The 21,728-nt window shown below is 58.3% G+C and carries 12 protein-coding genes and 2 pseudogenes; 5 read left to right on the top strand and 9 right to left on the bottom strand.

The features are described 5' to 3' along the window. Positions 1-7: 7 nt before the first annotated feature. A complete protein-coding gene (locus AAE027_RS27365) occupies positions 8-1,468 on the bottom strand; it encodes a patatin-like phospholipase family protein (protein ID WP_370987010.1) in 1,461 nt (486 codons plus the stop codon). A gap of 972 nt (positions 1,469-2,440) precedes the next feature. Between AAE027_RS27365 and AAE027_RS27360 the strand changes: the two are divergent. After that, positions 2,441-3,227 (top strand): annotated as a pseudogene (locus AAE027_RS27360) (ABC transporter substrate-binding protein). 586 nt (positions 3,228-3,813) lie between these two features. Here AAE027_RS27360 and AAE027_RS27355 read toward each other — a convergent pair. Next, a complete protein-coding gene (locus AAE027_RS27355; protein ID WP_370987172.1) occupies positions 3,814-4,173 on the bottom strand; it encodes a hypothetical protein in 360 nt (119 codons plus the stop codon). A 334-nt stretch (positions 4,174-4,507) separates the two neighbouring features. Beyond that, a complete protein-coding gene (locus AAE027_RS27350; protein WP_370987009.1) occupies positions 4,508-4,699 on the bottom strand; it encodes an RbsD/FucU domain-containing protein in 192 nt (63 codons plus the stop codon). A gap of 911 nt (positions 4,700-5,610) precedes the next feature. Here AAE027_RS27350 and AAE027_RS27345 point away from each other — a divergent pair. Then, positions 5,611-5,982 carry a hypothetical protein gene (locus tag AAE027_RS27345; protein ID WP_370987008.1) on the top strand — a complete coding sequence of 124 codons (372 nt, stop codon included), beginning with the start codon at positions 5,611-5,613 and terminating at the stop codon, positions 5,980-5,982. A gap of 2,350 nt (positions 5,983-8,332) precedes the next feature. Here AAE027_RS27345 and AAE027_RS27340 read toward each other — a convergent pair. Beyond that, on the bottom strand, positions 8,333-9,451 hold the full coding sequence (locus AAE027_RS27340) for a branched-chain amino acid ABC transporter substrate-binding protein (RefSeq protein ID WP_370987007.1): 1,119 nt from the start codon (positions 9,449-9,451) through the stop codon (positions 8,333-8,335). Positions 9,452-9,932: 481 nt separating this feature from the next. On the opposite strand from AAE027_RS27340, the pseudogene AAE027_RS27335 reads away from it, so the two are divergent. Beyond that, a pseudogene (locus AAE027_RS27335) lies at positions 9,933-10,261 on the top strand (IS630 family transposase); the annotation flags it as partial. A gap of 108 nt (positions 10,262-10,369) precedes the next feature. Here the strand turns inward: AAE027_RS27335 and AAE027_RS27330 are convergent. Further along, a complete protein-coding gene (locus tag AAE027_RS27330) occupies positions 10,370-11,080 on the bottom strand; it encodes a glycoside hydrolase family 12 protein (protein ID WP_370987006.1) in 711 nt (236 codons plus the stop codon). 765 nt (positions 11,081-11,845) lie between these two features. Beyond that, positions 11,846-13,012, bottom strand: coding sequence for an acyl-CoA dehydrogenase family protein (locus tag AAE027_RS27325; RefSeq protein ID WP_130212527.1), 1,167 nt, complete (start codon positions 13,010-13,012; stop codon positions 11,846-11,848). A gap of 1,786 nt (positions 13,013-14,798) precedes the next feature. Here AAE027_RS27325 and AAE027_RS27320 point away from each other — a divergent pair. After that, positions 14,799-15,953, top strand: coding sequence for an 8-amino-7-oxononanoate synthase (locus AAE027_RS27320; protein WP_370987005.1), 1,155 nt, complete (start codon positions 14,799-14,801; stop codon positions 15,951-15,953). Between the two features lie 860 nt (positions 15,954-16,813). Here the strand turns inward: AAE027_RS27320 and AAE027_RS27315 are convergent. Beyond that, positions 16,814-17,557: a carbonic anhydrase gene (locus AAE027_RS27315; protein WP_370987004.1), complete on the bottom strand. Its 744-nt coding sequence runs from the start codon at positions 17,555-17,557 to the stop codon at positions 16,814-16,816. A 10-nt stretch (positions 17,558-17,567) separates the two neighbouring features. Continuing rightward, a complete protein-coding gene (locus tag AAE027_RS27310) occupies positions 17,568-18,278 on the bottom strand; it encodes a thermonuclease family protein (RefSeq protein WP_479714251.1) in 711 nt (236 codons plus the stop codon). A 1,021-nt stretch (positions 18,279-19,299) separates the two neighbouring features. Between AAE027_RS27310 and AAE027_RS27305 the strand changes: the two genes are divergently transcribed. Further along, entirely contained in the window at positions 19,300-19,482 is a 183-nt protein-coding gene (locus tag AAE027_RS27305) for a hypothetical protein (protein ID WP_091894677.1), read from the top strand. Positions 19,483-20,033: 551 nt separating this feature from the next. Here the strand turns inward: AAE027_RS27305 and AAE027_RS27300 are convergent. Continuing rightward, positions 20,034-20,861 carry a nodulate formation efficiency C protein gene (locus AAE027_RS27300; protein WP_370987003.1) on the bottom strand — a complete coding sequence of 276 codons (828 nt, stop codon included), beginning with the start codon at positions 20,859-20,861 and terminating at the stop codon, positions 20,034-20,036. Positions 20,862-21,728 lie beyond the last annotated feature (867 nt).

Genomic DNA, 21,728 nt, shown 5'->3' with positions numbered 1-21,728 from the left:
AGATCTGCTAATTCTCGGCGAGCACTTTCTTCAGCTTTTGATAGTCATCGCGAATTCGTCGCCAATCGGCATCTTGCTCGGGTCTTTCGTTGATGAAGAGCGGCTCTCCGGGATGGGGTGTATCCTTGTTTTGGCGATATTGCTTGATCGCTTGCTCCGCAGACTCTCGCCCCAGCTTTCGCCCATTGTCCAAGTTGCTGTGATTCCATTTGAAGTTGATGTGCCCGGGGACGTGAATTTCGACAACCGTGCCGTTCCATACGTCGTTTGAACTGTGAACCTGCGAATCTTTGGCCTTCGAATTCTTAGTCTTCGCAGCGTCATTCTTCGAAGCTTCAGCGCTTGTTTTTTTGGAATTCTGGTCTTCCGCAGCGTTGTCTTTCGATGCGTCGCATTTTCGTTTGTCGTACCGGACGTGGTATTTGAACAGCTTGACGTCATCTTCGCCAACCGAAGCTGCAAACAATTGGCAGAGATTTGCCAGCGCATCGTGAAGATTGTCCGGCTTTCGGATCTGTTTAGAATCGACAATCCGGCTAATCCATATTTCGTCGAGCTTCTGCCCTCTCACCTGGAGATCGAGCAGTCCCTCGAAATTGACCGTGTCCACCAAGGCCCCTTCGCAGTAGGTCGTTCCATCGATCTCCACGGTTTCTTCGATGAAGGGAAGAGCCGAGCACGCGCATAAAGACTGTGCGGTGATGGGGCCGCCGTACCTCTTCTTTATGCTTTCGTCGGTCTTGTTCAGCACCGGCATCGGACGATTTGCGAAGTACGTGAGCTCGTGATGATCCAGGTCCCACGCGTTGTGAAAGATCAGGGGTGTCTTCTCCGCGTCGTCGCGACCGGATGGGGACAGCCGGTCGAATTTGATTTTCTTCATGAACTCGCTCTCCGGGTAGTTTATTCTGGAGAGTCCGTTGAACTTGGACAGGTACATCAGGGATGTCAGATAGCGGATGAAGGGATTAGGAGCCATCAACTGGTTGAGTATCCATCGATTGAGATCTCCTTCGTCCAACCTCTTGAAGGATTTTCTTTCGCCGGTCGGCAATTGGTCCATCACAATTGACAGCGATTCCTGGACGTAATCGAACATCCTGTAGGGCTGCCATTGAAAGTCTTTATAATTTTTGGGGTCACTAACGAATTTGTTGAATGCGTCGATGTTGCTGCGCCAATCCGGCCCGAACACGGTGTTTATCGGGAAGCGCCTGTAGCCTTCATCATCTCGAAATACGCCATTTCTGAAGAATTCGTATGTTTCTTCGACCTTACCTTGAGCATTGGGTTTGTCTGACTGGTTGTAGACGACACCGACCCATGCACCGATGCAAGACAAAGACCATACGTCGAACTTCAGGTCGGGCTGATTGGCAAGGGCCTCCAGAACCCCGATGTGCAGCCCCGCTGCCGGCCCACCTCCACCAAGCGTAATTGCTCTACGCGGCTCTCCGTTGGTTGGCATTTGAATACTCCTTACGCATTATCGTCGACGCTCCAATCAAGTTTGAAATTCCGCAACGGCAGCAGATTAATTCCTTTTGAAGAAATTGTGAAGCAGATCCTGTGAGCGGACAGGTTGTGATGGAAATCGAATATGGCAGCCGACCTGACGCAGATCGGTGACTCACTCCTATCTTGTTGTTGGCGAACGATATGGTTTGGAGCGAGCTAGAGAACTTCGAGACCTTTCGAGAGAAAGAACATTTACCTGCCTCTTAAGACGCGCCGAAGTATTTCGCAAGTGACTGCGTGGCTGCCAGTGAGCAACAATGAGTCCGCCTTATGCCGCGCTGTCCACGCAATGTGTCCGTCAGCCTCGGGCCAGGATCGGTGTTCTAGGCCTGCGAGGGGCTAGTCCGTTGCTGGTCTGGAAGCGGACGGTGCGCAGCTGTCACCGATGGACCGCTGCGGGTCACAACCGGTAAGGCTCGGAACGAGCACATGATTTCTGCTTCGCTTCCAAGACCCGACATGTCGGCTCAAGCTGGAGCGTGGCGGTCGCCGCTGCCGCGCCGCTTTGCCGATTGGTTGTCGGCCATCGCCTACTTGCCACGCGCATTACCGCGATACATGCCGGCGCCACGCCGCATGATCTCGGTATATGCGATTTCTTTGCAGGCGAGCCGCGCACGCGCGGACGGACCGAGAAAATAGATATATCGCATCTGGTAGCCGTCGAGGGGCACCCCACGCGCCCTTTCCTGTGTGCTATAAGCTGCCCGTTTTGATGCCTCGGGTCGGACAAATGAGGCGGCGTCGATTTCTTGGTATGCTTGGTGTCGTGGCCATGTGGCCGCTCGTCGCCCGCGCGCAGTAACGAGAGCGGATATCGACAATTGGATACTTGGGCGCAACTACGGCCTCGGCCCAGAGAAAATCTCTACCTGCTTTCTTGCAGCGACTGAGCGAGCTCGGTTGGCCCGAGGGGCGGAAGGTGGCTATCGAATATCGCTGGGCCGAGGCCAGCAACAAGCGCGCCGCCGAAATCGCGACTGAATTTGTGCGCAAGAAGGTCGATATCATTGTCACTGCGGGAGCTGGACCCGTTATAGCGGCGAAACAGGCGACCTTGGACATCCCGATCGACTTCGCGATATCGACCGACCCAGTTTGCACCGGGCTTGTCGCGTCTGGCGCGACCAGGCGGAAACGTCACCGGGCTGTCGTATCAAGGGTCCGATCTCAGTGGTAAGAGACTGGAGCTAATTCGCGAGCTGGTCCCGAGTTTGCGCCGATTGGGAGTCCTTGCCAATCCTTGTAGTGCGGGAGCTGCGTTAGAGATGCGCGATGTGCAGAAGGCGGCCAAGTCTGTTAATCCCGAATTTGTCACACCTGAATTCCGTCGCGTGGAGGATATCGGGACCGCCTTCAAAGCACTGAAAGGCAGGGTAGACGCTGTCTATGTGTGTGCTGATCCGCTTGTAAATAACAACAGGGGTCGGATCGCCACGTTAGCGTTGGAGGCGCAGCTGCCGACTATCTATGGTGAGCGGGAGCACGTCGAAGAGGGAGGCCTGATATCTTATGGACCCAACCTCACTGACCTTTATCGCCGCGCTGCTGAGCTCGTCGACAAGGTTCTGCGTGGCAGGAAGCCGTCTGATCTTCCCGTGGAGCAGCCGACGAAATTTGATCTTGTGGTCAACCTTAAGACCGCCAAGATGCTGGGCATCGAAGTGCCGACGACGCTCGTCGCTCGCGCCGAGGAGGTGATCGAGTGAAATGCTTGCTTGTTTGTTGCAGTGCACAGTCCGGAATTTGGCCCGCCCGAGCCGTTTCAGATGCTTGAATCAACACTGCCAGCCGGCGCTCGAAGCGTTTAATCGTCTAAACGGCTGCTGTATGGTCTGGCCCTCTAGGAAGCTGGTGCACTGCTTCGAACAAATGCCAAAGCAATTGCATCAGTTCTCGTCGTTCCTTGAGATGGGCGGATTTCAGCACGCGCTTCGTGTCGCTATTGTCTCAATGGGAAAGCGAGCTGAAGCATGTTGTTCATTCCGGACAAGATCGCCGTGAGGCGTCCAGCATAACTGCAGCAGCCGATTATCCCGCAAGGCGTCCTGGACGCGACGCAGGAGAAGACGGCGGCGATCATCAGGGGGATCTCGCGCCGGATTGGATCAAGATCGTCATCGCAATCGGGTTACTTGCCTGCTCATTTGCCGCAGGTGGAGCTGATCATCCAATCTGAGAGCACGCTGCCCGTGCGGCTGCCGCGCGATGACGAAGATCGGCGAGGACGTCGGTAAACGCCTCGACGTGATCCCGGCGCAATGGCCCGAAGTTTCTCCTAGCCGCGCCGCCCGATCACCCGCAATTCCAGATCGGCCCGATCGGCGTCCGCGTCCAACACGGCCCGAAGCTCCCGCCGTTGTAGCGGCCGCCGCCAAAGCCGGGACTGCCGAAATAGTGCCACTCGCCATCCCAACCGTAGTACTGAGGAACCGGGTCAATATACCAGTGGCGTCGGTCGGCGCGCGAGAGCCGACGCATCGCTTCCTTCTGCTTGTAGAGCGGAATGCTGTTGCTCAGCGGCTGGCGATAGCCTGGCAGGAATCCGTAACCTTGCCAGACCGGCTTGGGCCGCTTTTGAATTGGCGCAGCGTTCGTAACGACCGGCAGCAGCGACATGATGATAGTAGCAGTTAGACACACAAGGCGAGACATGGATCGACAATAGTCGGTCGGTTGCGCGGAGGCCATTCAAATTTGGGTGCAGAGTTCTGCGCAATTTTGCGCAGAATTTTTCTCTTAGCTGATCACGCCCTTCCTGATCAGGAAGCACCCATATCCCCTGCTGTCACCCACCTGCACGACGCCGAAGCCCGTAGCCGCCGCGCGATAAAAAATCCGGACGCGAGAGCTTGCCGGGACTGATGGCGCGGCCGACCGAGCGCTCGAACTCGGCCAGCACCGTGCGCTGCGTCCGGGCACACGGTCGGGATCGTCGACCGGCATCATCACGCGCACGGATCGACGACATCGTCGAGCGGATAGAGCGTTAGGATGGCGCGGACGATCCTCTCCATGACTCATGCCCGGCAGCTGGATCAGGCGCTCCGAGCAGAGTCGCCGCGACAATGCTGGTGGCCGGGTGGTTGGCGTCGACGACCACGAGGCAGTCGCCATGGCCCATGGGGGCGAGCAGCCAGAGCAGCTCGGGCGCTAGGATCGTATTGATCGATTTCAGCATGTGACGAACTATCCTCCCAATCGATCGCTTACGTTTGTCTCCCTAACCCTTCGCCATCATCAGACACCGCGGGCCAGAACACTCCAAACTGTCGTTCATCGGTGGCAAAAAAAGCCCGGCCTCATTTCGATGGCCGGGCCGAAGTCTGTCGTCGACAGAGGGAGAACTGCCGACGGTTATTTGCGGCAAAACGTTCACCGCAAATTCTAATTGCGAAAGGATCAATGATCGGAGAAATCTGGCGTCATTTTTTTTATCAGACGATATTGATGTGCGGCTCAACACTGGCTCGCACAAACCTTGAAGTGTGTATTGTCCGTTGTCCTGAGGATCGTCAAAGCCATACTGACTAATGAGCGGCGCCGAACAGGGACGATCCGCGGTTGTTAGAACGGCGTCAACGTGCCGGCCGCACAGCGCAGTAACCCAGCATTTCCTGGGCTGGGACGAAGTACGTTGTTGTGCGCATGCGAGCACTCGGAGCCCGTTCGCGCGATCCCACAGGCGGGGATTGGGGCCGTGTCGCCCTCTGCTGTACACACATCGACCGCATTGGTATCATCGTCTCACCGGTGGCAGCAAACAGCGGGCCGGTCCGATTTGCCGGGCATCCTCGTCAGCTACTTCGCAATGGTACAACGTGACGCTACGTGCGATTCAAGGCCTTTTAGCTCATCCGCATAAAATTCAAGCCGCCGATCTCTCACAGGCAGCTGAGGGATCCGCCAGCGGTCGACGTGCGTGACGCATTCTGTTTTTGAATGGGCTTGTACACGTGAGCGCTCAAGGCACATTGCACGTCATATTTTGTGTGATGTCGTATGTGTTCGTCTTTTCCAGAAGATCACGTGGTTTCTAAGTGGCGACCATGGTCATCATTTTGGAAGCTTCTTGTTGGCTATCCGAATAGCATGGCCAGCGTCGACGATCTCGAACTCGAGATGGTCATTCCGGCCAAGAGCGGACAGGATTGGTCCGAGCGCACCAGGCTACTTGCCGCGCGGATGCCCGATCTGAGCATCTTTACAATGGGGCTTGTGGAACTGCCGCTCATTCGGCTGGTCCGTCACAGTGAAATGCCGAGCGGTATTGGCCAACATGGAAAGCCACTCTCCTGTGGTCGAGAGTTTTGTCTGACGATGCAGATGTTATGGAGCGCGAGCGTGCTGGCGTTCTTCGCGGACTCCCACCGACGGCGCCGAATCCGCGTTGGTGAGCAGGGGCAAGATCGGCGTGGAGGCGCCGTCCACGTCCTGGATTGCCTGGATTTCGCGCGCGGCTAATCCATTCTCCACACAGACCACTACAGTAACGAAGCTTGGACCAGAAAGGTCGTGTTTTTGATACGCTGTGCCGATGCTCAAATGTTTGGAGCAAACACGCTGCTAACGAGCGCAAACTGCAAGTCGAATTGTGTCAGCCGGATCGCGATGGGCGCGAGCTGCTCACAGTTCTATTTTGCTTGCCTGGGATTTCGAAGGGCAGCTGATGCGCGTCGCGCTGGTCAAGCCGCGGAGGTGTCGAAGGAGGGAAGGAGGCGGTCGTTGATCGTAGGGACCGGCAACGGCCGGTCGCCTATCATTACGACTCCATCCGGGGATACAATGACGCGCGTGCAGCAAGGCTCGCCAACCGGCTGGGCCTCAGCTTCAGGCCAGCCGACATGGCCAAGCAGCAGAACAGCTATGATTGTGGCGTTTTTGTCCGGCACGCGCGCGCTGCTCAGGGGATTGGCAACAGGTCAGCCAGACCCGCTGAACCTCAAGAATCTCGGCGTCAGCCGGCCGGCACTGCAAAACCGGCTAAGGAGCTGAGGTCGGCTCGTGCCGATGGAATTGATTGGAGCGGCTCTCGCCGATGCCGGCGCCAAGCCAGTATGGCTGGTGACCGCCGGCGTGGATGTCGACGGGCGGGACGCGCAATGCGCATTTGGTGCGGCAAGAAACGCCCCGTTCTATCGCCGGGGTACGCCAACCATCAACTATCCCCACCAGCTGCGTGGTCTCGATCATTCTGCACGGTTCCCTTTGATGTTCAACCTCTTCTGCTCTCCTCTTCGAGCTCATATTCGATGTTGGGGATCACCACAGAAGTTCTGATAACAACCTGCTGGCCATTCCCATTCCCAATCTCGATGACAAACCGCTTGCTTCTCGAACAAGGACGAAGCAGGGCGGCCAGCGCCGCGCCGCGATCACCTTCCAGCCGAGCACCAAGGCTCGGGAGGGCATAGCCAAGTTGGGCTCGAGACTGACGCCTTCCGCATTGCGCCGTGGCAGTACCCAAAAGGCAATTCCTTTGCGGAGTTGGCGCAATGCGCTGCGCAAAATCGACGCGTCTGATTTTCTTTTGATCATGCGGGCAGGTGGATGGTCACCGTCCAGTCAAGGAAAGCATCGACAGTAAAGCGCGCGATGCGGATCGCCTCCGCACTGCAGACGCGTTTTTGATATCTGTGGAACACGGCTGGCGGATCGTTCCAGCAGGAACGGCGATCGCATCGTGAGCCTGGACGGATGTTGTTCCAGGTTTGATGGGTCTGGTTGATATGTGAATGCAAATCAGGAAGGCAATTGGATCCGATGTGGCTATTTCCGCGAGAGCCGTCCCGAGGGGGCAAAACTCGATCTCGTGCTCCTCATGGCAAGCGAGTTTTTGTACGAGACGCTCAGATCTGTAGCCGGGATGGCACACTAAGCGGAGGCGGCAAGATCGTGGATCGCTGCGTACGATGTTTACTGGCGCAAAAATGCCGATCTGCCGGTACAATCCCGGGCAAGGGGTATGCTCGAGCCGTCGTTCGCGCTTACCTAGTCGGATAGAGGTTCAACATGAATCATGCGGCTGGGAACCGCTATGAAGTATCTAGAATGACAGATGAACAGCGCGAGTTGGCGCGGTGCAGGCAAGAAATAGCGCGTCTGAAACAGCTGGTTGTGCAGCTTTCTGAGCTCGTCCTGCGCAATGTCGCGGAAAATGCCGAGGGCCGAAAGTCGCAATGCGGGTGACGCGCTCGGCGGTATATCGAATGATCAGTCGACAGATGAGGAACGGTAGACAAAAGCCATTGTAATCCGCAGCGCGGCGTCCCCGGGGTAGAGGGACCGGCCCCGCCTTGTTCTCCATGGGCCGGGCAGTAATCTCAGGTCGAAGCTCTTCGTGGATCAACGGGCACGAGCGATACGTGTCGCACGGAAGCATGTGGGACTGCAAGTTGTCGAACAGTCGCCTCATCTGCCGACCGCTCAAAGATTTGCATTAGTCAAGCCTGATAAGCTCCATTGAGTCCAAGCCGTGAGGCCTTCCTGCAGGAGCGGGCTGTGCATCGATCGGAAGTAAAGATAAAACGATCAGCTATGTATGCGATGCTCGCTTTAGGCCGATGGCGAGCTTTGATATCTCTGCCGGATCGCCAAACCCGCTGCGCCGATCTCGCTAATCTTCTTTGCCACGATTTCGGCGATAAGGTCGTCTCGATCAACCAGGCAAAAGCGAGCGCAGGGGCCTTGCATAGGCCGAGCTCAGACATTCAATCTCTTCCGGCCGCAACTTGCTGCCCTGGAGCACTCGATCAATCGGCGTTAATCACCGCCCCTGGAATACGCCAGCTTTGATGCGTCGGACCAAGATGCGTCAGAATGCGCTCGGGTTAGTCTCGCTATAGCCGCCCTTGTCGTCCCACCTATAAACGACATAGTCGAGCTGCTTGATGTCACCCTTGGCATCGTATTCCAGTTTGCCGATCACCGTGTCCCAGGAGCCCGCTTTGATCGTGTCCATCACCTTCCTCGGATCGGTGGTGCCGACTTTGGTTGCGGCTTGCGTCCAGACCTGGACAGCAGCGTAAGTATAGAGCGTGTAGCCTTCGGGGTCGATACTCCTGGACCTGAATGTATTGACGATCGCAGCCGCCGTCGGTTTTTTGCGCGGGTCGGGGCCGAAGGTGAAGAGCGTGCCTGCTCCAGCCGCGCCGGTGATGGAGGCATATTCCTTGTCAGCCAACGCGTCGCCCGACATCAGTACGGTCTTCAGGCCCTGATCGCGCATCTGGCGCAAGATAAGGCCCGCTTCCTGGTGATAGCCGCCGACATAGACGAGGTCGATATTGTCTCGCTTCAGGCGCGAGACGATCGCATTGAAGTCCTTGTCGCCCTTGTTATAGGACTCGTACATCTTCTCGATGATGCCGGCCTTGTTGAGGGACTTCTTCGTCTCCTCGGCAAGCCCCTTACCATAAGTGGTCTTGTCATTCAGAATGGCGATGTTCTTGCCGTTGAAGTGCTTCTTAATGTACTGGGAGGCAACCTGGCCCTGCTGGTCGTCGCGGCCGCAGACGCGCGCCACGTTCCATAGCTTGCGCTCGGTGAATAGCGGGTTGGTCGAAGCCGGCGTGATCTGCAGCACGCCGCCATCCGCATAGGCTTCCGAGGCAGGGATCGATGACGAAGAACAAAAGTGACCGGCAACGAATGGGATCTTGGCGGCGGCGACCTTCTCCGCTACCGATCGCGCCTGCTTGGGATCGCAGCCATCATCCTCGACGTCGAGGGCGATCTTCTTGCCGAGTACGCCGCCGGAAGCGTTGATCTGCTCCACCGCCATCTCTGCGCCGTTCTTCATTTGCCGCCCGAAGGCGGACTCGCTCCCGGTTATCGGTCCAGCGACGGCGATGGTGATGTCCTCCGCCAATGCCGCGCTGGACAGCACAATCGCTGCTCCAAGTGCAAGGCCGATCAGCTTGAGCGATTTCATGGCGTGGTCCTCACAGGGTAAACGCAGCGGCGAGTAAGATCGAGCAGAGCAAAGCGCCCGGCGGCGGTGCCAGGAGCAGCCGGAGATAAAGTCATGGTCGCACATCAAACCCCTTCGATTGCACTGCCATGAGGGAGCGGGAGCCCACCTCGACTTGGTGAGAAAACGGACCGCCTCGCCGAAACATACAACTGTTCGGGGCACTATCGGCCGGCAGCTCATCGCTCGAAAATAATACATGCACATTTGCCGATGTTGTTCCAGCAGGGCGACGAGCGGGGGCGCATGCGCAAAGAAAGACCGTATGAACAAGCAATGTTAACGTAGGACGCGTTCGTCCCGTCTCAGCTTCGTAGCGCATTGCTAATCGCATGCCGGCCCGCCAGTCAACGCACAGGGTTAGATGGACACTAGCCGAATCCCGCGTCTATGAAAGAGCGAGGTCAGTCCGTAACGTACACAGCTCGCCGCTTCTGAAACCCGCCGGCTGGCCGAGAACGACCTCAAGCCGTGGCGCAGGGGCATGTGGTACATTCCCCATGTCGACGGCGAATACGTTGTCCGTATGGAGGACGTGCTCGACCTCTTCGCCGAAACGCAGAATCCCGCCCGGCCGCTGGTCTACTTCGGCGAGACCCGTTCTGCTGATCGGCAAGGTACGCCAGCCCGGTCCCGGCCCAACGGGGACCGCGCGAGCGCTACGATTACGAGTATCGCCGCAACGGCACCGCCAATCTGTTCGTCACCTTCGATCCACATCGAGGTGGACGCAACGTCAAGGTCACCGACAGTCGCGTCGCCGTGGACTATACAGCGACTGCACCTTAACGCCGGCTCATAAGTCGCAAACGGCAAGCCGAGGTCGTCAGTTGGCGCCGCTCAATGGCAAAGCGCAGATCACATCTTCGCCCGCGATCTTCACTTTGAGGTCACGGTCCAGTCGTTGAAATTGAAGTTCATTCCCCCTGGGGACGAGGTGATCTCGACGCCGTATTGGACGCTACCGACGTTTATGTCGCCGAAGTAGCCCTTTGACTTGATCCACTGCAGGATACTCTTGATGTCCACTGTCCCGCTGTTCGTCTTCGAAGTGCGCAGGAGTGAGATGACCTTGTGACCATTGAAGCCTTCAAACACGTTCCAAGTCGCCCCGCCCACGTCGACGTTGGTGTAGACCGGGATCGCTGCCCCGGAAGGATCCTGCCGATAATGATAAGAAATTGGTTTGACATTGCCGCTGCCGTCCGGATTTCCGGTGTAATTGGTCCAGAGCATTATCTCATGCTGGTTTGTGCTGTCCCAGATATCGTAGGCGACGTCCCAGGCGCCGCTAGTGGGAACACCCTGATTGAAGCTCGATTGCAGAGTGTTGATTGAACTCAGCGGTTTTCCGATATTGAAGGCCTCGTGCGGATAGCTCTTGATGCCAGCAGTATTGGGCTGGTTCGACCACACGCCCCACTGGTTGACTGCATGCACCGAAATCGTTTGAGGCCCAGCGCCCACACCCCATACGTCGTTGTTCCAAGAGTAGCCATCGCGTGAGAAGGTCCCGTATGGTTCACTCGAACGCCAAATCGGAGCCTTTGCCGATGCAGGCGCAGCAGACGCTGGCCTGGCTTCACTCATAGCCTGCCTAAATAGATTATGGTCCTCCTGTGTGCGGACGTACCCCGTTGGGGACCCTGGCGAGCCGGCACCGTTTATCCGATTGGAATCCATAATGCTCTCCTTGCTCTTATTCGAACAAAGTCTCTTGCCGATCCGTCAAGCGGGTATCCCACGTTCGTCACCAGTCCAGTCATAGGCGGCATCGGCATCTAGAGACCAGGTTCGAATGCTAGGAAGGTTGGCTTTCGAGAAGCTGACGAGTGCCTATCTACGGTGATTATGATTCTTTGAAAGTGCTGGGGTAAGCGCGGCCCAAGCGCGAAGTAAGCAACACTGCGGGGTTCGGGCACGATCGCGCCGGATAGGTCACTGTCTTCCAATTGACGTTCCCGTCTTGCTGCCCCGGTGGTTGAAAAGTGCGTGTCTGTCCCTGTACCGGCCTGCCGGGCGGACGTCGCTCGCCCCTTTCAGCGACGGCGGCGTGGAAGGTTCGTGAGTTGAACCGCGAGCCGTTGCGCTGAAATGCAAGTGGATCGGGCTCGACACGACGATGATCAAGGCGGGGGCGTAGAGACTTATGAGAGCGCTCGCTATGTTTGCGACGGGGAAGGGATCCTCCACGGATATGCAGTGGTGTTTTTGAGAAGCGGCTGACCGCAAACGTCTCTCTCTTGTCCTTCAACCAAGGCTGGCAGGCCGCCAAGTCCTCTAGCGGCAGACCGCATCACAGGTCCTGCAATCCGTTGCTGCGGGGCGTGCGGAATTGCTCGTGGATGAACCACTTCATGGAAAGCCCGGCTGTGCTGCACATCCGAGCAGGAGGCGGCCGGCGCTCTGGAGCGTTCCCTCGTTTAAAGCTGCGTGCTGGGCAACCACGAAGCTGTCGCACATGGCGCGCGCCAGATTGCTGGTGGTATAGAGAGACCCAGTTCCAGCGAGACCGCTTGCAATCTTGCAGACCTCAGCGCTCTGTCGTGCGGCGTTCGTCGCGGCGAGCCGCATCAGCGTCGCCGTGCTCGGGTTTACCGCACCCTCGAGCGCTTCCTTCCACAGCTCCTCGGTGGCCTCATAGAAGAAGGAACGGGCGGAACGCAGCATGGCTTCGGCTCTGGCCATCTCCAGCTGGATATAGGCGCGCTCTGCCATCACGGGCGCTCCAGTGATCGAGGCGCGGCTTCCGGCCATGGCGATCACCTCGTCTAGCGCGGAGCGCGCAATACCGATGCCGACAATCGCATGCGCCTGTGCAGCGAAAGCCACGGACGGATAACGATAGACCGCCCCGTCGAGTGTCGGCGGACCGCCGCGGATCAAGGTCCATTCCTCCGGCACAATGACATCGTTGACAACGACCTCGTGGCTGCCGGTGCCTTGCAGGCCGATGACGTCCCAATTGGGGCGGATTGTCACCTTCTCGGCCGGCATCACGGCTACACGCGCAAGGCCACCGGTCGGATCGTCTTCCACAGTGATGCCAACGCCTATCAGATCCGCGCCCGGTGAGCCGCTGGCGAATGGCCACACGCCGTTCACGACAAATCCGTCGGTGCTTCGCCTGGCGGGCTGGAGCGGGAAAAGCGCGCCTGCCAACACCACGTCAGGTCCGTTCGCGTATACCTTGCGAAGCGTGTCGTCCGGAAGAGCCGCGAGGTAGCGAGCCCCATCGCCGAAGCTGGCGACCCAACCGGCGGAGCCGTCGGCTTCGGAAATGCGCTCGATCAGGCGACAAAAATCGGCCGGCGTTCGCTCCTCGCCGCCGAATCGCTTGGCGGCCATAGCCCGATAGACGCCAACGCGCTTGAAGCCCTCGATGATCTCGTCTGGAATCTTCTGCGCGCGGGTGAACTCGTCTCGACGCGCGCGGATATCGACCAGTAGCGGCGACAGATTATCCCAGGTCGCAGCCGTAGCGTCGGTTTCTGGAGTGATCTTCTCTGGTGGAGCGTTCATAAACTGTCCTCGGTGTCTTGAGCCGATCGACGCCGCGCGTCATTGATATGGATGGCGCGGGCTTGGCGAAGCCGGCCGGATTGATACCCAACCGGTGGGGATCATCGAAACTGTCGTAGTTGATATCGACTGTGATGAGATTGCAGGCGGTTGCCACTCCAACCGCATCCCGAACGTATTGGCTCAAAGAAAAGGTCTTGAGGGCCGGGAAGGCTGACCGAGATATGGCTGTCGATGCTGTCATTCAGGCTGAACCGACAAAGCAGCCGATATGCGGCGGCGAGATCGATCCGCCTCGGCTGCACTATGTCTCCGACGGTTGACGGCCGCGCATGTCTTGTCATGTCTTCTCCAACGGACGATTTGTCACACTTGGGACCAGGCCGGCTCGAACCACGTTGTGAGTTCCTGACTTGGCGACCGCGAGGTCGCCCAAGCCTGCGTCTCTTTTCCATCTCCCCAGCAATCGACGTGCCATCAAACATGGTCTGCCGGCCTTGTCTGAATCGAGCGAGATCACGTGGCCCGTGCTGCGCCAGCAGGATTGCTCGCGCCTCCCGTGTCTGGTTCCAGGCACAAGACGTCATCAACCGAACACGGCGGGAGGAGAACGACTGAAGTGGACCTCGACCGCGGACCGGTCGGGCTCGGCTTGCCTACTGGAGTATCAGGCCCGCTCCGATCTCCTGACATTACCAACAGCGCAAGCGACTGTGGGTGAGCTGTTGGTTAGAAGCGGACGTCAGACGGCAGGTGTTCAACAAACGCGACGGCCGCTTCAGGCGCTACCATTGCAAAATCAATTCACTGTCCTAGGTGCTGCAAGAGTGCCCCCGCTCATGCAATCGAAAGACAAAAAGCTTCCAGCAGGCCTTGAGATTTTTGGCCGTATCGCAATGCTGGTGCGGCTGCCGTGACGTGCGGCAAGACGGCCGGTGGTTCGGCGCGCCGAAGCTGGAAATCTTCTCACGCTCGCTCCGGTACGTACCGTACGCTTATGATACGATCAGATCACTCTCGCTGAGAGAGTGTGCATTTGTCCGGTCAGTACGAAGGTTGCGCGCGCATGCCGAAGCGCAATCTGCCAAATAACCATGCGGGGGGAATCGTCCGCACCGCAATTCCTTCTTTCGGTGGCCTTCGGAAAGGCCCTTAGGTGCAAAGAATTGGGGGCGCAGGTGTCTCCGCGTGGCGCCGGCATCAAGGTGTGCGGCGGCGGCATCACCGGCATGGGCGAGCGTGTTGAGGATGGCCTCGATATGCTGGTTCTGCCCGACTATCCTATGGAATGACGTCAAGCACGTGCCGTTTGGTAGCGTTAAGAGATGCGAGTGCGTTTAGTCGCGACATGCACCCCAGCAGGGGACTTGTTCGCCGGACGGATGGCTACGGGGGCGCTCGACTTCTTTGGCCAGCGCGCGTTCGACCTTCCTGCAAATGCGTCGCGCGCCGGTGATAGGAGCAAGTTTGTGCGACGCGGTCGCGCGCTGTCGCGGGGGCGGGATAGTTGATCAACGGACACGCTGTGACCTGCCAAAATCGAAACCGAAGCGCGGTCACCTACGTAATCGAAGCACTCCGGCTGCCAATCATGGTGGCGATTAATGGGCGCGCGACTGGCTGCAGTTATGCGTCCTTCGGGGAGAGAAAACGTGCAAGCCGCGCATCGTGCTGGTTGATGGGAGACAGTTGCGTCCGACCGGCTTGAAAGAGTGCGCGGCGGACCCTTCAACTTCTTTTGTAGCCATCACAGTCGTTTAGATTGATGGCATTAGCGGATTGAGCAATGTACCCAACCCATATAGGCAAGCTTGACAGCTATGCCGCGGCCCTGGAAGCCTTGAGAGGAGACGATCGACTGCGCGGCTTAAAGCCGCGCGCAGGGACTGATTTTGCTTCGAACGATTATCTGGCCCTGGCGAGCGCGCCGCGCATGAAAAAGGCTCTGTTCACCGCGCTTGAGGCCGGCACGCCGATCGGAGCTGGTGGGTCACGGCTGCTGCGCGGCAATTGCGAGGAGCACGAAGCTCTCGAAGCCGAGGCGGCGCAGTTCTTCCGATCGGAGGCAGCGCTGTTCTTTGGCGGCGGTTATATCGCAAACTTCGCTGTTCTGACAACGCTGCCGGAGCGGGGCGATCTGCTCGTTCTCGATTCGCTCGTGCACGCCAGCATTCATGAAGCCGCGCGAGCGGGCCGAGCCGAGTTTCGGATAAGCGCCCATAATGATCTACAGTCGGTTGAAGATACGATTGGCGACTGGCGCGCCAAGGGCGGAATGGGGCGCATCTGGATCGTGGTGGAGAGCCTCTACAGTATGGACGGTGACTTCGCGCCGCTTGAAGATCTGGTCGCAATCGCCGAGCGCTACGAGGCGTTCCTGGTCGTGGACGAGGCTCATGCCACAGGCGTTTACGGCGAGCAGGGACGGGGGCTCACCGCTTCCTATGAGGGGCGCGAAGATCTGGTGGTAGTCCACACCTGCGGGAAGGCGCTGGGCGCGGCGGGCGCGCTTGTCACTGCTTCCGGCGTATTGTGCGACTTCATGGTCAATCGATGCCGTCCATTCATTTTCGCCACCGCGCCATCACCCCTTATGGCTGTCGCGGTGCGAGAAGCACTCTTGATCCTGCAGGAGGAGCCTGAGCGGCAGCAACGCCTGATCGATCTGATCGACTTTACACATCGTCAGCTCGTTGTGTGCGGGCGCCCGAGCCGTTCGAACTCCCAGATCATTCCTTACGTCGTGGGCGACAACGCCCGCGCGATGCGGCTCGCCTCTGCACTACAGGCGCGCGGCTTTGATATCCGCGGGATACGGCCGCCAACAGTGCCTGTGGGAACGGCAAGGTTGCGGATCTCGCTGACGCTTAACGTCGGGCAACTTGATGTATCCGATATGATCGATGCGTTGGTCGAAGAGACTTGGGGCGACGTGCGATGAGGACGCGGGCCGCGATCATGAGGCTGATGTTCGCATCGGCAAAGCGATCTTCAAATGTGCGCGCCGGCGCGTAAAAGATGCCCCTTTTCGATGCGCACTTCGGAAATCCCAATGACAAGGCCCGCCTGCGCAGAGCCAGGAACGCTCTTTGGGTGGCACGTCAAGGCGTTCGTCGATAGTTGACCGGCAGGCTTGACGAACTCCGGCGAGGGCACAAAAGATTGTTCTCCGCTCAAACCGGTGGTCGCAATTGTCGTACGCGCAACCCAGGATACAGGCCCAAGACAGATGCAACGAGGCTGCTTCTCCGACACTGGCGGTCTCCCAAATGGCTGATGCCGGAGAGACCGTCCGATGCCGACGCGAGTAGCATTTTTCTTTACATCCGCCGGCTGGGCAGTCGTGGTGGTCGTAATCCTGCTCTATGTGATCTTCGGCCCTGACTGAGCCTGGTGATCATAAGCAGGACCATAGGTGGCTTGACGGATCGCGGGTGAGAGGGTGCCGGAATTGTCGCGTGTTCCGTACGCCGAGAGCTCAGACCCAGCATGCCTCGCACCGCGATCTGCCGTTTGAACCACCTCTGTTGGCCTGGCGCATCAAGGTGGAGGCATGAATGCTGGCGGCCGCGGTATGAGTGTTTCTTGGTGCTGGCCGCGCGTTGCCAACATGAGTAGGTAGAATAGGAGGAGAATTAAGAGGCCGCGCATACTAAAGGTTTTCCCGAAGCTATGACAATTGTGGAGCGGATTGTATTCGGTGCATTTGATGCAGCCGATGGACGAGCGAATTGCGCGGAACTCGACCGAAGCTCTGTATCAGTCGGCAAACGACTAGCCGGCCGCGCGAAGGTGCCAGCGTCAGCTCAGCAAATCGACCCTGCCGGTGTCGAGCCGATACAAGCCCCCGACGACCTTCAGTCTGTTCTGCTCAACTGCCGCGTTCAGAATCGGCCCCGTCGATTTGAGTTTGTTGACATTATCGATTACATTTTGTCGGGTTGCTTCGGCGAACGTGTCACCGGTTTGCTGGCGAGATGCTTTTACCGCAGGCGCAAGCGCAGCGACGAGGGATGAAATGTGCCCCGGCGGCGGCTTATCGTCGTGGAGCGACTTGATCGTGGCGTCTATCGCACCGCAATGATCGTGGCCAAGTACCAGGATGAGCGGCGTGTTCAGCACGGCGACCGCATATTCCATACTAGCGAGCGTGTCATCGTTGGCGAAGTTGCCGGCGAGGCGGCAGACAAACAGATCACCAAGTCCGCTGCCGAAGACAAGTTCAGGCGCCACGCGAGAATCGGCGCAGCTCAGAACCGCCGCATATGGATTTTGCCCATCAACCAAAACCGGGCGCTCGCGCTTGAAATCGTCGCCTCGTGACGCACCCTGGACATAGCGATCGTTCCCTTCCATCAGCCGCTTCAGGGCAGCATCCGGCGAGAGCAAGTTATCCGGCTTGGGCGACGCTTTTGCTTGCTTCGCATCGACAATGTTGTTGCCAAGCCGCAGGCAAACCGTCGAGACAGCGAACAGCAACAGCGAGCGGCGCGAAGGCGCGATCTTGGTCAGATAGGACATATTCGGAGAACGGCCTGCATGCATGCGTGTCACCTCATCGCGCGGCTTTACGCCACCCGGTGGCTTCGGCTTCCGCTTCGCTGCAGAGCCAGCGTTCACCGGGCTTCTTCGTCATGTCGATCTGTCCGTAACTGAGTTGCCCGGGCAGGTGATAAATGCGCTCGCCGTTGAGGTCCACGGTGCCTTTTATCAGACACTCGGGCGAGGGCGGGTCCGATAGCAGAGCGGATCCGAGCAGGAGTTCCTGAGCGTCGATCGGAACCGAGCTCGCGCCGACGATGATCGTCCTCTTGTTGCGGCGACGCCAGTCCCAAGGCGCGATGAACGCCCCCGACCACAGCCCCGCATAGCCTGTGCTCGCCACCAACTCATAGATAGCGTAGGAATGGTCAGATGGACCCGACGACAGTGCCCAGCCCGAGCGTACCATCCAGGCGTTCACATCCTCGCCTTCGATGAAGCAACTGCCGAGTGACCTCCTGTACTCATCAACTCCTGTGGTATGACAATCCCACGTTCGTCCGTTCGAATGCTTGATAAGCTCGTCGCGAGCGGCTACGCCGCAAGCCCATTTGCGGCCGTGGGCGTCGAGGCAAATCTGATCAGTCTCAGGAGCTTCGATGCCTGAGAGCCGAATCTTGGTTTGCTCGATCTCGATCGTATTGCCGTCGACGATGCGCGGAGCACCGCTGAGTGTCGCCGCGCAGACCGGAGATGTGATGAGAGCGAGCAATGCGACCATCATTACGCGGTGTTTCATCCCGACAATAACCTTTAGCTCTTGATCTATGTTCACGCACGATCCGGTGCCGCCACATTCGACTGCTGGACGCATCATGTCCGTTATTGGGCCCGCATCGTTTGACGTGTGCTTTATGAAAGCTTGGTCGTGATTTCGAACCTACGACCTGACGCTGCGTGAGGTTCAAGCGATTTCTTCCGGTGTGCGTGTCGCGGTATCCGTCGAGCCTCGCCCGTCTCTCTGGAACGCTGTTTCTCCCGCGCTTGAACAAAAAGGCGCCTGTGAATTTTGGCAGTCGAGTGGAAGTCAGGCGTGGGGAGCAACCTTGCTATACTTCGTGCCAACCTCCATCGGCAGACAGAAGGCTGCCGACGGTTTCGACGAGGAGGATGACATTTCGCCGTAAATTCTTGTCACGAAAAGACCGATGTTCGAAAGAAATCTGGTCTCGCTTCCTCTGAGATTTGGACAAAGTCGCCACGGAGTTCAGCTCAACGCTCGCTGCGTAACTGAATGGGTATCGTTTGCGCAGACCGCGCAAAACCCGGAGCCCTCTTTCGTAGAGCCAGCCGGGATGGTCGTTGATGCCAATCGCATTGTGGCTTTTCGCAGCTCCGCGCTGCACCATAATCGTTCGTGGTGCAGCCGCCCCGTTCGTAACAAGGACCGGATTGTTCATAACCCAGGCGGCGCGACGGGCGGCCGCTCTTTCGTAGTACGCCTCCCCGCGGTCACAAGTGGAGGTTTACCCACCAAGCCCGGCATGAGGGCGTGCGTTTGCGCCAGGGAATTTGAAAGGGCAACCATGTCGAGCCGTGGCTTTGTCGTATACGCACCGGGCAAGCGGTAAGTCGTCCGTCTGGTCGGGCGATCGCGAGTGGCCATCGTGATGCCATTCAGTGCGAGGCATCAATCCACAACATGCGTTGGCCCATCACCGCACTCGGGCAGGTAGCTCTGGTGCGGTTTGGCCGACTCAAGCTACGCATCATTCTCAACCACCTCACTGCACAATGGGAATGAAATGGTTGCAGCCACCCGTGAATTGCCGGTCTCTTCTTACGCACTTGAAGTGGATGGCCGGCTCAGAGCCGAATTCGCAACCAGAGACGGCGCTAGGGCAGGTGGAGCAGAACTAAAGAAGCGTTTTCCGATGCTTCAAATCCGGATCTATGACGCGCAGACGAATGCGCGCGAGGAAATCTAGCGCTGACCCAAGTTCGCTCCTCGATGCCTCGCGCACGGCTCCTGGGCTCCTCGCCGGGGGCGCTCGGAAAAGGGCCGGCGCTCAGGGGGTATGCCGGCGTCGCTAACACGTCCCCGTTGCCGTCTTCATCGGTGTCGTCGCAGCATTCGATCCCGCGTGCCGCCTCGGCGTCGGCATGTTCACGCTCTTGCGGGTGCCAGTCAGTCGCGCGATGCGCGGCGCGCACGCCGGATCGGGCTTGGGCCCGAGACCCGGTCCCGTGAAGAATGGCATGGAGAGCTGGGTTCCCTCGCAGATTGGTGTCCTCTCACTGCGTGGGGTGCGCCGGAGTCAAACCAGTTCTCGCAAGCTGGCACGCGCCGCTGAGCTCGAGAGAGTCGAGCCAAATCGTGCTGCCCGACTTTTCCGATGACGGGCTGAAGGCTGCGGGAAAGGCTCGCGACTGTTGCGAAGGCGTAAACACCGCGACTTTAGAGCTGATATGTCTTGCAGTTGCTCTGAGGCGTTCGGCGCTAAAGGAGCTGCGGCGCGATCTTGCCCTGTGCGACCATTTACCGAGACGTTTCCCGCCCCTTTAACTCTCCCCGTTCCTTTGGCTCCATGCGAGTGAACCAGGAGCCAGGAGGATAGGCCGCGATACGCTCGGCAAAAGGGGATTGCGGCTCCCAATCTTGTCCTTCGCTCTTCTCGAAAGTGATGATGCCGTTGTGGGTAAAAAAACGGGGCCCTAGGATATCACAGTTTACCACAAGCAGAACGCGCCACAGATCACCTTTCTCGGTCGGCTTGTCAATCTGCTTCGGCAAGTAGTCCACTCCAACAGGTTCAACGATAGTGCAGCGGCCCTGCCGCAGAAGATTGCCGAGCTGGCCTTGCTTGGTCGTCACAAAGTTGAAGTTGGCCGGGTCATGCAGAAAGCGAAGATTTGCGTCCCTTTCGCCAGCCTCGACTTCACGGGCGATCAACGAGAGCGCCAGGGCGCGCCAGCCCAATTCCATCGGCTTTGCATAGGTCGACGCAAGTTCAATCGTCCCGTCGAGCGCGATCTTCCAAGCGATAACGTACTGTTCGTCTGATTTATTGTCCCGGTGCCTGGTCCACGAAATGAAAACATATTCATTTTGGTCAGCTCCTTCAGCGACGCCCCACATTCGAGGGACGAAGTGTGCCACCTTCGAGACGTTGGAGAGAATTTGTTCTATTGTCTCACCGTCTTGCGCTCGCCACGTTGACTTGACTCTTTCGACAGGCGCGCTGTCGTTGGCGCGAACAATGTTGCTCGTCGCAGCCAGCCCGGCCAGGCAGATCAGGAATCGACCGAGACAAAACCATAGCGCGCGTCTTCCAGACATTTTCTTCATAACCGTCGGCCTATTCATCCACACGTCGTTCCAAAGCGGGTAACCTTCAACCTGTTATGCGCGAGCGCAAGAAGTTAGCGGCGACGCAACGGGGCGACCGCCGGTCCCGCGCGAGCATGCGCTCCCCTCTATGTCGCGCGCCGCTAACTTCAGTTGCCAGCGACAGCCTCAATTTGCTGTGCTGGACATGCCCAGCAGGAGGAGACTGGGCATGCCGAGGACTTGCATTCTTCGTGCCACGTAATAGACGGCAATTCGCACCGGTTTTGTGTCCTCTTTGTCGACTTTCCGACTTGCGCACGTTTCGATGGTTCCATTCAGCCTATCCATCGCGGCTTATGCATCCTCGCACGCAGCGGGTATTCGACGGCGCAGCGGAACGCCTCGGTGCCAAGTTCCTGATGAGAATTGGGAGCACGTGTGCCGCCATTGAACCGTTTGGTTCGGTATCGTTGCCGGAATGTGGGCTTTCGATCTCTGCCATGCCTTTGGGCACTTGCGGCCAAGGGGCCATGGCGCGTTTGGCGCCTCCTTTCGGCTCCGGAATTCGAGAGCAGCCTCAGCCAACTGCGCTTTGCACTCGATGGCTAACGACGCGAAGCCGATCTTCACCGCCGAGCATTTGGAGTCGGGCTGGCACCGCAAATCAACGTGCTCGCCGGGTATGTTGCTGGCTTCGCCAGGTGTCTTGGGCCTACTCAACCCGGATCCTGTTGGTCGAGAAGGCGGCTGGATGGCGGACGTGCTCGAAGAACCGCTGGGAAGCCGGGGCTTGCATCAAATGCGTTCTGCTCGAGGCCGCAGTCCCGACCGCGCAAGCCGCATTTGTCCCTTCCACCTATCTGGCGTGCGGGCCGCGGGCAGCTCCGATGGTCATTCCGATAT

It is taken from the genome of Bradyrhizobium sp. DN3 (assembly GCF_041357655.1).
Taxonomy (GTDB): domain Bacteria; phylum Pseudomonadota; class Alphaproteobacteria; order Rhizobiales; family Xanthobacteraceae; genus Bradyrhizobium.
This window is presented reverse-complemented; position numbering and strand designations above follow the sequence as displayed.

Coding starts and splice junctions, on each gene's coding strand:
- AAE027_RS27365 (WP_370987010.1), bottom strand. CDS start 1,468: ATGCCAACCAACGGAGAGCCGCGTAGAGCAATTACGCTTGGTGGAGGT.
- AAE027_RS27355 (WP_370987172.1), bottom strand. CDS start 4,173: ATGTCTCGCCTTGTGTGTCTAACTGCTACTATCATCATGTCGCTGCTG.
- AAE027_RS27350 (WP_370987009.1), bottom strand. CDS start 4,699: ATGCTGAAATCGATCAATACGATCCTAGCGCCCGAGCTGCTCTGGCTG.
- AAE027_RS27345 (WP_370987008.1), top strand. CDS start 5,611: ATGGCCAGCGTCGACGATCTCGAACTCGAGATGGTCATTCCGGCCAAG.
- AAE027_RS27340 (WP_370987007.1), bottom strand. CDS start 9,451: ATGAAATCGCTCAAGCTGATCGGCCTTGCACTTGGAGCAGCGATTGTG.
- AAE027_RS27330 (WP_370987006.1), bottom strand. CDS start 11,080: ATGAGTGAAGCCAGGCCAGCGTCTGCTGCGCCTGCATCGGCAAAGGCT.
- AAE027_RS27325 (WP_130212527.1), bottom strand. CDS start 13,012: ATGAACGCTCCACCAGAGAAGATCACTCCAGAAACCGACGCTACGGCT.
- AAE027_RS27320 (WP_370987005.1), top strand. CDS start 14,799: ATGTACCCAACCCATATAGGCAAGCTTGACAGCTATGCCGCGGCCCTG.
- AAE027_RS27315 (WP_370987004.1), bottom strand. CDS start 17,557: ATGCATGCAGGCCGTTCTCCGAATATGTCCTATCTGACCAAGATCGCG.
- AAE027_RS27310 (WP_479714251.1), bottom strand. CDS start 18,278: ATGATGGTCGCATTGCTCGCTCTCATCACATCTCCGGTCTGCGCGGCG.
- AAE027_RS27305 (WP_091894677.1), top strand. CDS start 19,300: ATGGTTGCAGCCACCCGTGAATTGCCGGTCTCTTCTTACGCACTTGAA.
- AAE027_RS27300 (WP_370987003.1), bottom strand. CDS start 20,861: ATGAATAGGCCGACGGTTATGAAGAAAATGTCTGGAAGACGCGCGCTA.